At 70.9% G+C, this 12530-nt stretch carries 15 protein-coding genes; 5 read left to right on the top strand and 10 right to left on the bottom strand.

Annotated features, from left to right (window positions below; genetic code table 11):
- Window positions 1-62: 62 nt before the first annotated feature.
- Window positions 63-854 (top strand): 3-hydroxyacyl-CoA dehydrogenase family protein, encoded by a 792-nt coding sequence (locus OM076_RS26350; RefSeq protein ID WP_270043087.1) that lies wholly within the window; start codon window positions 63-65, stop codon window positions 852-854.
- Window positions 855-1252: 398 nt separating this feature from the next.
- On the opposite strand, the gene OM076_RS26345 is transcribed toward OM076_RS26350, so the two are convergent.
- Window positions 1253-2575 carry a hemolysin family protein gene (locus OM076_RS26345; RefSeq protein WP_270043086.1) on the bottom strand — a complete coding sequence of 441 codons (1323 nt, stop codon included), beginning with the start codon at window positions 2573-2575 and terminating at the stop codon, window positions 1253-1255.
- A 40-nt stretch (window positions 2576-2615) separates the two neighbouring features.
- The gene (locus OM076_RS26340) at window positions 2616-2873 is read right to left on the bottom strand and encodes a 4a-hydroxytetrahydrobiopterin dehydratase (RefSeq protein WP_270043168.1); all 258 of its coding nucleotides are present in this window, start codon (window positions 2871-2873) and stop codon (window positions 2616-2618) included.
- Between OM076_RS26340 and OM076_RS26335 the strand changes: the two genes are divergently transcribed.
- Window positions 2872-3756: a cobalamin-binding protein gene (locus OM076_RS26335; protein ID WP_270043085.1), complete on the top strand. Its 885-nt coding sequence runs from the start codon at window positions 2872-2874 to the stop codon at window positions 3754-3756. The genes OM076_RS26340 and OM076_RS26335 overlap by 2 nt on opposite strands.
- Here OM076_RS26335 and OM076_RS26330 read toward each other — a convergent pair.
- Genes OM076_RS26330 through OM076_RS26320 form a run of 3 tightly spaced genes read right to left on the bottom strand, consistent with a single transcriptional unit; the run spans window position 3753 to window position 6336 of the window.
- Entirely contained in the window at window positions 3753-4562 is an 810-nt protein-coding gene (locus tag OM076_RS26330) for a rhomboid family intramembrane serine protease (protein WP_270043084.1), read from the bottom strand. The two genes, OM076_RS26335 and OM076_RS26330, sit on opposite strands and share 4 nt — an antisense overlap.
- Window positions 4563-4603: 41 nt before the next feature.
- Window positions 4604-5380, bottom strand: a complete 777-nt coding sequence (locus OM076_RS26325; protein WP_270043083.1) for an ABC transporter permease — start codon at window positions 5378-5380, stop codon at window positions 4604-4606.
- On the bottom strand, window positions 5377-6336 hold the full coding sequence (locus OM076_RS26320; RefSeq protein ID WP_270043082.1) for an ABC transporter ATP-binding protein: 960 nt from the start codon (window positions 6334-6336) through the stop codon (window positions 5377-5379). The genes OM076_RS26325 and OM076_RS26320 overlap by 4 nt, the downstream gene beginning before the upstream one ends.
- A 38-nt stretch (window positions 6337-6374) precedes the next feature.
- Between OM076_RS26320 and OM076_RS26315 the strand changes: the two genes are divergently transcribed.
- Window positions 6375-7082: a TetR/AcrR family transcriptional regulator gene (locus tag OM076_RS26315; protein WP_270043081.1), complete on the top strand. Its 708-nt coding sequence runs from the start codon at window positions 6375-6377 to the stop codon at window positions 7080-7082.
- Here OM076_RS26315 and OM076_RS26310 read toward each other — a convergent pair.
- Genes OM076_RS26310 through OM076_RS26290 form a run of 5 tightly spaced genes read right to left on the bottom strand, consistent with a single transcriptional unit; the run spans window position 7050 to window position 10983 of the window.
- Window positions 7050-7772 (bottom strand): anti-sigma factor, encoded by a 723-nt coding sequence (locus OM076_RS26310; protein WP_270043080.1) that lies wholly within the window; start codon window positions 7770-7772, stop codon window positions 7050-7052. The genes OM076_RS26315 and OM076_RS26310 overlap by 33 nt on opposite strands.
- Window positions 7769-8335, bottom strand: a complete 567-nt coding sequence (locus OM076_RS26305) for an RNA polymerase sigma factor (protein WP_270043079.1) — start codon at window positions 8333-8335, stop codon at window positions 7769-7771. Before OM076_RS26305 ends, OM076_RS26310 begins: the two co-directional genes overlap by 4 nt.
- Window positions 8336-8368: 33 nt before the next feature.
- Entirely contained in the window at window positions 8369-8749 is a 381-nt protein-coding gene (locus OM076_RS26300) for a hypothetical protein (RefSeq protein ID WP_270043078.1), read from the bottom strand.
- Window positions 8742-9296, bottom strand: coding sequence for an RNA polymerase sigma factor (locus tag OM076_RS26295; protein ID WP_270043077.1), 555 nt, complete (start codon window positions 9294-9296; stop codon window positions 8742-8744). Before OM076_RS26295 ends, OM076_RS26300 begins: the two co-directional genes overlap by 8 nt.
- A 22-nt stretch (window positions 9297-9318) precedes the next feature.
- The gene (locus OM076_RS26290) at window positions 9319-10983 is read right to left on the bottom strand and encodes a 1-acyl-sn-glycerol-3-phosphate acyltransferase (protein WP_270043076.1); all 1665 of its coding nucleotides are present in this window, start codon (window positions 10981-10983) and stop codon (window positions 9319-9321) included.
- A gap of 65 nt (window positions 10984-11048) precedes the next feature.
- Between OM076_RS26290 and OM076_RS26285 the strand changes: the two genes are divergently transcribed.
- Window positions 11049-11579 carry a hypothetical protein gene (locus OM076_RS26285; protein ID WP_270043075.1) on the top strand — a complete coding sequence of 177 codons (531 nt, stop codon included), beginning with the start codon at window positions 11049-11051 and terminating at the stop codon, window positions 11577-11579.
- 37 nt (window positions 11580-11616) lie between these two features.
- Window positions 11617-12516, top strand: coding sequence for a GDP-mannose 4,6-dehydratase (locus OM076_RS26280; protein ID WP_270043074.1), 900 nt, complete (start codon window positions 11617-11619; stop codon window positions 12514-12516).
- Window positions 12517-12530: the final 14 nt, after the last annotated feature.

The raw sequence follows: 12530 nt of genomic DNA, 5'->3' as shown, positions 1-12530 counted from the left end.
GCTGTCATCCAGCGGACTACGCTTGGAGTTGACTGGCGAGTCAATCAATCGGAAGGATCGCTGTGTCGGAGCGCTTGGCAATTGCGGGATCCGGGGCCATCGCATGTGGGCTGGCAGCCGTCGCCGCCACCCAGGGCCACGTAGCCGTATTCGCGCGCTCCGAGGGCTCCTGCGACAAGGCCGGCGCGAAGGTCCGGGCGCTGTGCGAGCGCATGGGCGCCAGCGTGAACGGCAACGTCGTGATCAGCCGCGACCCCGCCGTGCTCGAGGGGGCGACGTTCGTCATCGAGGCCATCGCGGAGGACCCGGCCGCCAAGGCGGAGCTGTTCCGTCGCCTGGGTGACCATCTCGCCGACGACGCCGTGCTGGCCACGACGACCTCCTCGCTGCCGATCGGCGAGTTGGCGCTCGCGAGCGGCCGGCCCGACCGCTTCGTCGGCCTGCACGTGTTCAACCCGGTGCCGAAGATGGACCTGATCGAGCTCGCGTTCCCGGACGCGGCCACGGAGGTCACGCGCGGGCGCGCACGCGCGCTTTGCGTCGCGCTGGGCAAGACCGCGGTCGAGGTGCCCGACACGCCGGGCTTCGTCGTCAACCGCCTGCTGTTCCCGTTCCTCTTCGACGCGGTCCGGCTGATGGAGCGCACGGGGCTGGACGCCGAGGCCGTGGACACGTGCATGCGGCTCGGCGCGGGGCATCCGATGGGGCCGCTGGCACTCTTGGACCTCGTGGGCCTCGACGTCAGCGCCGCGATCGGGCGCACGATCGGTGCCGACGTGCCAACTCGCATCCAGGAGTTGATCGCCGAGGGCGCGTTGGGCCGGAAAACGGGCCGAGGATTCCACTCGTATTGATTTACATCGAGGGAATGTTTAGCTAGGATTGAGAACGCGTTGGGAGTATCCGCTTCGCGACGATCTTCTCATCGCACCCCTCCTCCAGAACCATTTGCGCCCGTCTCGCTCCCCTGAGGCGGGCGTAAGTGTTTAACGGGCCGGCGTGCACGCGCGAGCGTCGAGTTTCTGGCGCTCTACTCGCGAAAGTCGACGCTCGCGCTTCCAGCGCCGCGAAAACGGGCCGTTAAACACGTCGCGCCCGGCCTCGCTCCCCTGAGCCCGGGCGCTTCGTGCTTACTCGGTCGATCCTCCCCAGGATCTCCCTCTCTCTCCTCCTCAACCGCCGGAGCGGCAAGTTGGCTGGCGGGAAGGTAGCGCGTCAGAGGCCAATGTGCAATTCCGCACGCAGTTTCAATTTAGGACTGGACCTTCGTTTCGGGTCGCGGATGCTGCCGTTCGCGGATGCGAACCGCCTCGATCCGGTTCTCCCGGACCGACTCCACGCGGATCGAATAGCCGTTGTGCGTGACGGTGTCGCCGCGCTTGGGCAGGCGCCCCAGCTCGCCGAAGACGAAGCCGCCGACGGAGTTGTAGGCGTCGGAGTCCACCGGCAGCTGGAGGCCGTAGTCGATCAGGTCGGTGATGGCGACGTGGCCGCGGACGAACCAGTCGCCGTTGGCGAGCCGGCGGACCTCCCCGCCCTGCGGGTCGGTCTCGTCGTCGATCTCGCCGACGACCTCCTCGATGATGTCCTCGACGGTCACGATCCCCGCCGTGCGGCCGTATTCGTCGATGACAACGGCGAGTGACGAGCGCTGGCGCTGCAGGTCGGCCAGCAGGTCGTCGAGCGGCTTGGTCTCGGGCACGATCGGCACCTCGCGGACGAGGCCGTCCAGCGTCGCCTGCGGGCCCTCGGCCAGCAGCAGCTGCGCGAGCGCGTTGGAGTGCACGATGCCCTTGACCCGGTCGCGGTTCTCGTCCTCGGTCACGACCAGGCGGGTGTGGCCGGAGGAGACGCAGCGGCGCAGGGCGGTCTCGACGTCCTCGGACGTGTCGACCGTGACCACCGCCGGCGCGGGCGTCATCACCTGACGCGCCTGCTGCTCGTGCAGGTGGAAGACGCCGGTCAGCATTCCGGCCTCGTTGGCGTCGAGCTTGCCGCCGGTCAGCGACTCCTGGATCAGCACGCGCAGTTCCTCGGGCGTCTCGCCCTCGTCCAGCTGGCCCGACGTGCGCACCCCGAGCAGCCGCAGGATGCCGTTGGACGCCGCGTTGAGGATCCCGATGAACGGGCTGAAGATCTTGGAGAAGATCAGCAGGGGCCGCGAGACCCAGCGCGCGACCGGCTCGGCCTTCTGGATCGCGTAGATCTTCGGGACCTGCTCGCCGAAGGTGATGTGGATCGAGGTCGTGATCAGGTAGGCGAGGGTGATCGAGACCGTCGTCGAGACCCAGTGCGGCACGTCGTCGCCGAACAGGTCCTCGAGCAGTGAGCCGATCGCCGGCTCGCCGAGGAAGCCGAGCCCGAGGGAGGTGAGCGTGATGCCGACCTGCGCCGCGGAGAGATACCGCGACAGGTCGTCCATCATGTTCACCGCTGTCGCGGCGCCGCGCTTGCCGAGATCGGCGTCGGTCTGGAGGTGCGCTTTGCGCGAACGGACGAGCGCGAACTCAGCCGCGACGAAGAAGGCGTTGAGGAGGACGAGGACAACAACCGCCACCAGCAACAGGGCGATCATCGATCCTCCGGCCTACTTCGAGGTTTGTCGTCGTCATTCATCAGGGCGACGTGCCGAGGATAGCGTCGATGCGCTCGGCCATCGCATGGTCCTTCTCGGTCAATCCGCCGTCGTCGTGCGTCGTCAATGTCAAACGCACCTTGTTCCAGCCGTGCACGAGGATGTCGGGGTGGTGATTGGCCTCCTCGGCGGCGTCCGCGACCCGGTTGACGTACCCCATCGCCGCGGCGAAGTCGTCGAACTCGTAGTCGCGCACGAGCGACTCACCCTCTTGGCGCCATACTGAATCCGCAGCCATGCGCATCGTTTCCCTCGTCCCTTCCGCCACCGAGACGCTCTTCGCCCTGGGACTGGGCGAACACGTCGCCGCCGTCACGCACGAGTGCGACTTCCCGGCGGATGCGCGGAATCTACCCAAGGTCACCCGCGACGTGATCGGCCCTGGTCTGAGACCCGACGAGATCGATCGCGCCGTGCGCGAGCTGACCGAGCAGGGCCGCTCGATCTACCAGCTCGACGGCGTGAGCCTGCGCGACCTCAAGCCCGACCTGATCGTCACGCAGGCGCTGTGCAGCGTCTGCGCGGTGTCCGTGGACGACGTGCGGGCGATCGCGGCCGAGATGGACCCGGTCCCGCAGATCGTCTCGCTGGACCCGCACACGCTCGGCGAGGTGCTCGGCGACGTCCGCACGCTCGCCCAGGCCACCGACGCCAAGGACGCGGGCGTGGACCTCGTCCAGGACGCCGCCGCGCGCATCGACCGCGTCCGCCTCGCGGTGCGCGAAGCCCCGCGGGTGCGCGTCGCGATGCTCGAGTGGCTGGACCCGGTCTTCGTCGGCGGCCACTGGGTGCCGCAGCTGATCGAGTACGCCGGCGGCGTCGACCTGCTCGGCCTGGCGGGCGAGCCGTCGGTCCAGCGCTCGTGGGAGGAGGTGGCGGCGGCGCGGCCCGAGGTCGTGATCGTCGCCCCGTGCGGCTACGACGTCGAGCGCGGGCGCCTGGAGGCCTACGACTACGCGGACCGGCTGCACGCCCTCGGCGCGCAGAAGATCGTCATCGCCGACGCCTGCGGGTGGTTCTCGCGCCCCGGCCCGCGGCTGGTCGAGGGCCTCGAGTGGCTCGGCCACGCGCTGCACCCCGACCTCGTCCCGGAGCCCCCGGGCGGCGTCGTGACGCTCTAGGAGACCGCGACGACCGACGCGACCGCGGCGGCGACGCCGAGGACCGCGCAGGCGGCCACGGACGGAACCAGCGAGTCGCGGCGCCGCATCGAGATCTGCTCGACCACGAACGTCGACACGAGCCCGCCGACCAGCCCGCCGAGGTGCCCGCCGAGCGAGATGCCGGGGACGGAGAGCGTGAAGATGAAGTTGATCGCCAGGATCGGCAGCAGCCCGGACTGGATCAGGCTGATCTGGCGGTTGCGCGCCATCACGATCGCCGCGCCGAGCAGGCCGTAGATCGCGCCCGACGCGCCGAGGGTCTCGGCGTTGGGATCGAGGAGCATCACGCCGAGCGAGCCCGCCAGCAGCGACACGAGATAGATCGCGACGTAGCGCGCGTGGCCGAGCGCCGGCTCGATCATCCGCCCGAGCCAGAACAGCGACAGCATGTTCAGCAGCAGATGCACGGTCTCGGTGTGCAGGAAGCCGCTCGTGACCAGCCGCCACCACTCGCCCTCCGCGACCCCGTGCAGCGTCCCGTCCTGGTAGACGCCGGAGCCGAAGAGCGTGAGGTCGTGGTAGGAGAACTGGCTTGAGCTGTGCACGCCGAAGTACACCGCGACGTTGATCGCGATCAGGACGTAGGTCGCGATCGGGTCGACGGCGATCGACTGCAGTGAGCGCGTCTGCGTCTTCTGTCGCGAGCAGTCCGGGCAGCGCATGCCCACGGGGGTCGCCGTCATGCAGTCCGGGCAGATCGGCTTGCCGCAGTTGGAGCAGGACACGCCGGTCTCGCGGCTCGGGTGGCGGTAACAGGTGGCCATTCGAGCCGCGACGATAGCGCCGGTTCCTTTAGGTCACATATTCAGAGACTCCGTTGGTACACACCGAAGGCGCGTGTTGCGAACCACGCGGCGAGCACGGTCAGCGCGGCCAGCAGGCCGACGCGGCCCGCGACCACGCCCCAGTCGAAGGATTCGGTCGTCGCGTTGCGCGCCGCGGTCGCGGCCCAGTCGACCGGGTTGAACTTGGCGACGGTGCCGATCCACGCGGGCGCGAGGCTCGTCTGCATCAGCGCGCTCGACAGGAACGTCAGCGGCAGCAGCAGGCTCGACACGGCGCCGATCAGCGTCTCGCGCTGTCCCGTGAGGACCCCCAGCCCGTTGGAGAACGAGGCGAAGATCGCGGCCAGCAGCGCCGCCACGAGCAGCAGCACGAGCACGCCGCCGATCCCGTTCTCGTAGTGGGCGCCGAGCGCCCACGCCAGCAGCACGATCAGCAGCGTCTGGATGACGACCGAGAGCATCGACTGGGCGACGCTGCCGAGGTTGAACGCCCCGCGCCAGGCGGGTGTGACGAGGAGGCGATCCATCACGCCGCTGTTGATGTCCTCGATGAAGGCCATGCCGGTCCAGCCGGCGCTCGAGACCGCGAGCATCACGACGACGCCCGGCGTGAGGTAGTCGATGTAGGACTTGCCGGTGAAGCCCGGGATCTGGGTCACGGCCTTGAACAGCGCTCCGAAGAGCAGCAGCCAGATCAGCGGCTGGATCAGCGTGATCACGACGAAGGCGGGCTGGCGCAGCAGCGCCAGCAGATAGCGCAGGCTGACCTGGACGGTCTGACGGTAGGCGAGGTTCATGCCGCCGCTCCTTCGTAGGCGCGCCCGGCGTGGCGCAGATAGACGTCGTCGAGCGAGGGGCGCGCGAGGGTCACCGACGCGGCGCGCACGCCGACGGACTCCAGCGCCGCCAGCACGGCGGGGATCGCCGCGGCGCCGTTGGCCGCGCGGGCGTGCAGGGTGCGGCCGTCGATCAGCACGTCGCCAAGCCCGGCCACGCGCTCCAGTGCGATTTGCGCCGTCCCGCCGTCGTCACCCGCCAGCTCGACCTGCACGGCGTCCCCCTCGAGTTCGGCTTTGAGTTCGTCCGGCGTGCCGCGCGCGACGATGCGCCCCCGGTCCACGATCGCCAACCGCGAGGCGAGGCGGTCGGCCTCCTCGAGGTAGTGGGTGGTCAGCAGGATCGTCATCCCCTCTTCGCGCGCGAGGCGCTCGATCTCCGCCCACATCAGCGCCCGCGCCTCGGGGTCCAGCCCGGTCGTCGGCTCGTCGAGGAAGAGCACCTGCGGGCGGTGGATCAGGCCCAGTGCGACGTCCAGGCGCCGCTGCATGCCGCCCGAGTAGGTCTTGACCTGACGGTCGGCGGCGTCGGCGAGATCGAAGCGCTCCAGCTGCTCCTGCGCGCGCCGGCGCCCGCCGGAGATCCCGTAGAGCTCGGCCTGCAGGACCAGGTTCTCGCGGCCGGTGGCCTCCATGTCGCAGCCGTGCTTCTGGCCGACGACGCCGATCGTGCGACGCACCTTCAGGGGATCGCGCTGGACGTCGTGCCCCGCCACGCGCGCCGACCCGGAGTCGGGCGTGGAGAGCGTCGTGAGGATGCGGACGGTCGTCGACTTGCCCGCCCCGTTGGGGCCCAGGAGGCCGAACACCGTCCCGGCCTCGACGGTCAGGTCCAGGCCGTCGAGCGCCTGCACCTCGCCGTAGTGCTTGACGAGGCCGTCGGCCTCGATCGCGTTCTCGAACACTGTTTGAGTCATCTCGAACAGTGTTCTAGCGCAGTACAGTGTTCGTGTCAATGGCTTCGGTACCCGACCCCCCGTGGTGGCGACAGCGCGCCGAACCGGCCCGCGAGAAGCAGCCGCTGACGCGCGAGAAGATCGTCGAGGCCGCCCTCGTCCTGCTCGAGCGCGACGGCCTGCAGGGCCTCTCCATGCGCCGGCTGGCGCAGGAGCTCGGGTCCGGCGCCGCGTCCCTCTACTGGCACGTGGGCGACAAAGAGGAGCTGCTGAGCCTGCTGCTGGACCGGATCGTCGGCGAGACGCCGGTCCCCGAGCCGGACCCGGAGAACTGGCAACGGACCGTCAAGGAGCTCGCCCGCGGCGTGCGCAAGCACCTCTCGCAGCGCCGCGACGCCGCACAGCTCTCACTCGGCCGCGTGCCCGCCGGGCCGAACTCGCTGCCGATCCTGGAACGCAATCTGGCCGTGCTGGCGGCGTCGAAGCTGCCGGCGGCCGTGATCGCCTATGCCGCGGACATGTTCGCGCTCTACGTCGGGGCGTTCGCCTACGAGGAGAGCCTGCAGCACGAAAGCCAGGCCTCGCCCGAGCAGTTCGGCGCCTACCTGGCGTCGCTTCCGCCCGAGCAGTTCCCGACGCTCACGCGGCTCTCGAGCGAGCTGACCGCGGGCGACGACGACGCGCGCTTCGAGTTCGCGATCGACCTGCTGGTCCGCGGACTCGAAGCGATGGGGTCAGCTGAGCTTGGCCGTCATGAGGACGTCTGAGGTCGGTGTGGTCGAGCCGCCCACCGGCTCGATGTTCACCAGCACCGCATCGACGTCCTTGAGGTCGCCGGTCACCGACGCCGTGGCCGAGCCGTCGCGGCGCGGCGTGAAGAGCGCCGACGTCGGCTCGGGCGCGTGCCCGGGCCGCGAGAGCCACACCATGTAGGTCTTGCCGTTCGGCGGAAGCGGCAAGCCGTTGGCGACCAGGGTCGCGGTGTCGCCGTTGACCTCCAGCTCGGCCTTGGCCGTCGGGATCGTCGACTCGACCGGCACCGTGCGGCCGCTTCCGCCGCTGAAGACGACCGCGCCCAGCCCGAGTCCGATCACCAGCATCACGCAGGCCAGCGCACCCAGCGCGGCGCGCGGGAACGCGATGCCGCCGCCAAGCCAGCGGCGCTTGCGGCGCTCCGGCGCCGATGCGGCGGCCCGGTCCGGCTTGCCGGCGGACGCCAGCAGCGCCGCCTCGCGCTCCACCTCGGCCATGATCCGCGCCTTCAGCGCGGGGGGCGGCAGCAACGGCGGCGGTGAGACGGGCAATGCCTCCGCGGCGACGCGCAGCTCGTCGACCTCGGCGCGGCAGCTCGGGCAGGTCTCCAGATGCGCCTCGTAGGAGGTGCGCTCTTCGTCCGTGAGCGCGCCCAGGACGTAGCTGCCCGCGGCGTCTTCCCAGCGCTCGTGAGAATCCGTCATCCGACCGCTCCCTGCGCAAGGACTTCGCGCATCTTCTTCAACCCCAGGCGCATGCGCCCCTTGACGGTGCCGACCGGCGCCTCGAGCATCTCGGCGATCTCCACGTGGGTGAAACCGCCGAAGTAGGCGAGCTCGATGACCTTCAGCTGGTCGGCGGGCAGGATGTCCATGGCGTTGCGCACGATCGCGGCCTCGTCACGGCGGGCGACGTCCTCCTCGACGCGGTCGGGAGCCTCCAGGCGCTCCGCGGCGGTCTCGTCGTCCGAGCGCCTTCGCGAGTGCACCGACGAGCGTCGCAGCGCGTCGATCGCGCGGTGATGGACGATCCCGAGGATCCACGTCCGCACCGAACCGCGCATGCGGTCATAGTGCGCCCCGCTGCGCCACAGGTTCAAGAACGCCTCCTGCGTGACGTCCTCCGCGACCGAGCGCGTGCCCACCATCCGGTAGGCGAGCGAGTAGGCCGCGCCCGAATGGCGCTCATAGACCGCTTCGAACGCCCTCGCGTCACCCCTGGCCATCAGGGGCACGAGATCCTCATCGGCGAGCGCGCGTACGTCCATTGGGACTAGATTCGCGCGAGCCGCTCTCTTGGATCAGTCCGGCGCCAATTCGTCGAAGACCTTCTTCGCCTCGCGCGCGGCGTCCCTCACGGTGCGGGCGGCGAGGTCGCGCAGGCCCTTGGACTGCGCGCGTCGTTTGTGGCGCCTGTGCTGGGTCCGCAGGACGACCAGGCCGACCGCCGCGCCGGAGCCGACGACGACCGCCGTGGCGGGGCCGATCGCGGCCCGCGGCCAGTTGCGCGGGTCCTTGATCGCGACGAGCTCCCACGACTCAAGCTCGTCCGCGGCCAGCTCGAGCACCGAGTCCAGCGTGTTCTCCACCCGGCGCTGCAGGTGGATCGGCGGGTCGACCGGCGCGAGCGCGGCCCGCAGCAGGCGCTCCATGTCCTCGAACGTCGAGCCCTGCTCAGGCATTTTTGGGCCCGTCGCCGTTCATGTCGGCTTGCACGATGTCTTCGAGCTGGCGAATGGCACGGTGCAACAACACCTTGGTCGCGCCGTCGGTGCGGTCGAGGGCGCGGGCGATCTCGCGGTTGTCCATCCCGAGCGCGAAGCGCATGATCAGCGCCTCCCGGCGGTCGTCGGGCAAGAGCTGGACGCCGCGCAGGATGCGCGCGAGGTCGTCACGATCCTCGACCAGCCCTTCGGTCGTGTGCGGCGTGGAGATCGCGCCCGCGTCGTCGATGTTGGTCTGCGGCCGCCGCGAGCGGTCGCGGTAGTAGTTCGCCGCGAGGTTGTGGGCGATGCGGATCAGCCAAGGTCGTAGCGGCCGCCCTTTCGACTCCTCCTGCGCACGCGCGAAGTGCCGGTACGCCTGCAGGAACGTCTGCTCGGTGAGGTCCTCCGCGTCGTGATGGTTGCCGACGCGGTAGTACGAGTACGAGTAGACGTCCTTGAGGTGCGCCTTGTACAGCTCGGAGAAGTCGGCGTCGAGCTTGGCCTTGTCCGGTGCGGTGGCCATGCGGCATGGGAGCCTACCTCCGCTACGCGGCCTTTGCCGTCTTTCTGCCCGCCGGCTTGGGGGCGGTGAGGCCGGCGGTCCAGCGTTCGGCGTCGATCCGGCCCTCGATGATGCCCGCGAGCCCGTTGAGCACGGGCGCGTCGACGCCGGCCTGCTTGAGGCGGGCGGCGAGCAGCGGGACCGACGCCACGGCCTCGGGCGTCTGCCCGAGCACGCCCGCGATGTCGGCGGCCGGCATGCCCTGCGCGAGCAGCTCGCCCGCGCGGCGGTTGCGCGAGCCTTCGGCGAGCACGGTGGCGACGAGGTCGCCCGTTCCCGCCAGGCCGGCGAACGTCTGCGGCTGGGAGCCGTAGCCGCGCGCGAACGCGTCGACCTCGGCGAAGACCTTGCCGGCGGCGGCGCCCGCGGCGTTCGGGCCGGCGGGGCTGGCCGCGGCGGCGGCGAGCGCGGCGGCGTTCTTGGCGCAGCCCGCGAGCTCGACGCCGATGACGTCGGTCGTGTGGGTGACCTGGAGCTTGGCGGCGCTCAGCGCGTCGCTGACCTGACGGGCGAAGGCGTCGTTCTTGGCGGCGAGGACGAGGCTCGCGCCGCCGTCGAGCGCCTCCACGGCGTGGGCGGGGCCGCCGAGGACGCCCGTCGCCCAGGTGTGGGTGCGCTCGGCCACGAACGCGCTCGGGAGCGTGCCGAGCGGCGGCACGAGGCCCTTGGAGAGCACGAGCACGCCGGTGCGGGTCGTGATGTTCGGGCCGTGCTCGGCGACGACCGCGGGCAGCTCGGCCGCGGGGACGGCGAACGCGACCAGGTCGTGGGTCGAGAGCTCGAGCTCTGAGGCCTTGACCGGCCGCACGCGCTCCGGGAGATCGACGCCCGGGAGGTAGTGCTCGTTGCGGCGCGAGGCGGCCATCAGCTCCGCCTGCGCGCGAGTGCGGGTGCCGAGGTCGACGTCGATCCCCGCCCGCGCGAGGGCGACGGCCACCGCCGTGCCCCAGCTGCCGCCGCCGATGACGGCGGCTCGTCTCAACGGCGGGAGGCCGCCGAGCCACTCCCACTGGAGCATCACGTTGGGCCAGATGCGGTCGGTGACCGCTGCGGCGAGCGGGCCGGTGGCCTGCTCGACCTGCGGGAAGTTCAGCGGCGCGCCGATCCGCACGCGGATCTTGTGCGGGCGGATGCGGATGCCCTTGCGGATCGCCTCGGTGCCAATGATCGCGACGGGGACGACGGTCGCGCCGGTCTCCAGCGCGAGCCGGCCGACGCCGCGCTTGGGCTTGCCGAGCGCGCCCGGGCGGGTGCGCGTGCCCTCGGGGAAGATCAGCACCGGGTCGCCGCGCTTGAGGATCGCCTTGGCGGTCTCGATGAAGTCCGCGTCACCCGCGCCGCGGCGGACCGGGAAGGCGCCGAGCGAGCCGAGGAACCAGCCGAGGAAGCGGTTGTGGAACAGCTCCTCCTTGGCCACGTAGTACACCGGCCGCCGGTTGCAGAGCCCGATGATGAACGGGTCGATGAAGGAGCGGTGGTTGGAGACGAAGATCACCGGGCCGCTGGTGGGCACGTGCTCGCGACCGATCCGGCTCAGACGCCAGTAGAGATGCGCGAACGGCTGCAGCCAGGCCCGCATCAGCCAGTACACGATCGGGTTGACGCCCTTCGTGCGGGCGCGCACATGGTGGTTCTTCGTGTGATCCATAGGGTGGGTGACTCCTCCTCGCCGATTCCGTACACCGAGGCGTCCCGGGGCGTTACAGTCGCGGGATGGCTCTGGATCGAACCCGAACTCTCAGAGGCGCACTCGCCGGCGCCGCCGCCGCGGCAGTGTGGGCGGCGCAGCAGCCGCTCGACCAGCGTGTCTTCGGGGTCGACTACGACGACGTGGAGCTGCTCGGGCGCTTCGTGACCAACGGGCGCGCGGCGTACCCGCTCGGGCTCGCGCTGCACGTCGCCAATGGCGCGGTGTTCGGCGCGTTGTACGCGAACGCGGGTCGCGCGCTGCCGGTCCCGGGCGTGCTGCGCGGGCCGCTCGCCGGCCTCGCCGAGCACCTCGCGACGTGGCCGGGAACGGCGGCCCTGTCGCGGTTCCACCCGGCCGCCGACGACCTCCCCCAGCTGTGGGGCTCCGGCGCGGCGTTCGCCCAGGCCACCTGGCGTCACCTGCTTTTCGGCACGGTCCTGGGCGAGCTCGAACGCCGCCTGAACCCGCCCGACTCCGAACCGAGCCCGATCGACCCGGCCGCCGCAGCCTCAAACGGCCACGGCCACGCCGAGTACGTCGTGTCTCTGAACTGACCGTGAGCGCCGACCCGTCGTTCCCCCCAGGACTGGGATGAGTAGACGCGTCCTCATCACCGGGGCAACCGGCTTCGCCGGACGCCATCTCGTCGCCGCCTGCGAGGCCGCGGGCGACGACGTCGTCGCCGCGCCGCCCTCGTCCCAGCTCGACCTGCGCGACCCCGCGGCCGCACGCACGCTCGTCGCCGGCGCCCGCCCGGACGCGGTCTTCCACCTCGCCGCGCGCGCGCACGTGGGCATGTCGTGGGAGGACCCGATCGGCACGCTCGCCGACAACGTCGCCATGACGTCCGCGCTGCTGGAGGCAGTACGCCACGAGGCGCCCGAGGCGGTCGTCGTCTCGGTCGGCTCCGGCGAGGAGTACGGGCCGCCGGAGACGGTCCCGACGACCGAGTCGCATCCGCTGCGCCCGCAGAACCCGTACGCGGTCTCCAAGGCGTCGAGCGGGCTGCTCGCCCGCTTCTACGCCGACGGGTACGGCCTGCGGGTGATCCACGCCCGCGCGTTCAACCACGCGGGCCCGGGGCAGGAGCCGATCTACGCGATCGCCAACTTCGCGCGCCAGTTCGCGGAGGGTCTCGAGGCCGGCGCCGACCCGATCGTGATCGTCACCGGCAGCCCGGACACGCGGCGCGACTTCACCGACGTGCGCGACGTCGTGCGCGCCTACCGCACGCTGGCCGAGCGGGGCGAGCCGGGCCTCTACAACGTCTGCTCCGGCGTGTCGCGGTCCGCGCGCGAGCTGCTCGTCGCCCTCGGCGAGGTCGCGGGCGTGGCCGTCGACCACCAGATCGACCCGGCCAAGGTCCGCGCGCACGAGGTCTTCGAGATCCGCGGGGCCAACGACCAGCTCACCGCCGCCACCGGGTGGCGACCGGAGATCTCGCTCGAGCAGACGCTGCGCGACACGCTGGCGTGGTGGCGCGCCCGCTGAGGGCGATTCCGTCA

The sequence above is a fragment of the Solirubrobacter ginsenosidimutans genome (assembly GCF_027587205.1).
This window is presented reverse-complemented; position numbering and strand designations above follow the sequence as displayed.

Coding starts and splice junctions, on each gene's coding strand:
- OM076_RS26345 (WP_270043086.1), bottom strand. CDS start 2,575: ATGATCGCCCTGTTGCTGGTGGCGGTTGTTGTCCTCGTCCTCCTCAAC.
- OM076_RS26335 (WP_270043085.1), top strand. CDS start 2,872: ATGCGCATCGTTTCCCTCGTCCCTTCCGCCACCGAGACGCTCTTCGCC.
- OM076_RS26340 (WP_270043168.1), bottom strand. CDS start 2,873: ATGGCTGCGGATTCAGTATGGCGCCAAGAGGGTGAGTCGCTCGTGCGC.
- OM076_RS26330 (WP_270043084.1), bottom strand. CDS start 4,562: ATGGCCACCTGTTACCGCCACCCGAGCCGCGAGACCGGCGTGTCCTGC.
- OM076_RS26325 (WP_270043083.1), bottom strand. CDS start 5,380: ATGAACCTCGCCTACCGTCAGACCGTCCAGGTCAGCCTGCGCTATCTG.
- OM076_RS26320 (WP_270043082.1), bottom strand. CDS start 6,336: ATGACTCAAACAGTGTTCGAGAACGCGATCGAGGCCGACGGCCTCGTC.
- OM076_RS26315 (WP_270043081.1), top strand. CDS start 6,375: ATGGCTTCGGTACCCGACCCCCCGTGGTGGCGACAGCGCGCCGAACCG.
- OM076_RS26310 (WP_270043080.1), bottom strand. CDS start 7,772: ATGACGGATTCTCACGAGCGCTGGGAAGACGCCGCGGGCAGCTACGTC.
- OM076_RS26305 (WP_270043079.1), bottom strand. CDS start 8,335: ATGGACGTACGCGCGCTCGCCGATGAGGATCTCGTGCCCCTGATGGCC.
- OM076_RS26300 (WP_270043078.1), bottom strand. CDS start 8,749: ATGCCTGAGCAGGGCTCGACGTTCGAGGACATGGAGCGCCTGCTGCGG.
- OM076_RS26295 (WP_270043077.1), bottom strand. CDS start 9,296: ATGGCCACCGCACCGGACAAGGCCAAGCTCGACGCCGACTTCTCCGAG.
- OM076_RS26290 (WP_270043076.1), bottom strand. CDS start 10,983: ATGGATCACACGAAGAACCACCATGTGCGCGCCCGCACGAAGGGCGTC.
- OM076_RS26285 (WP_270043075.1), top strand. CDS start 11,049: ATGGCTCTGGATCGAACCCGAACTCTCAGAGGCGCACTCGCCGGCGCC.
- OM076_RS26280 (WP_270043074.1), top strand. CDS start 11,617: ATGAGTAGACGCGTCCTCATCACCGGGGCAACCGGCTTCGCCGGACGC.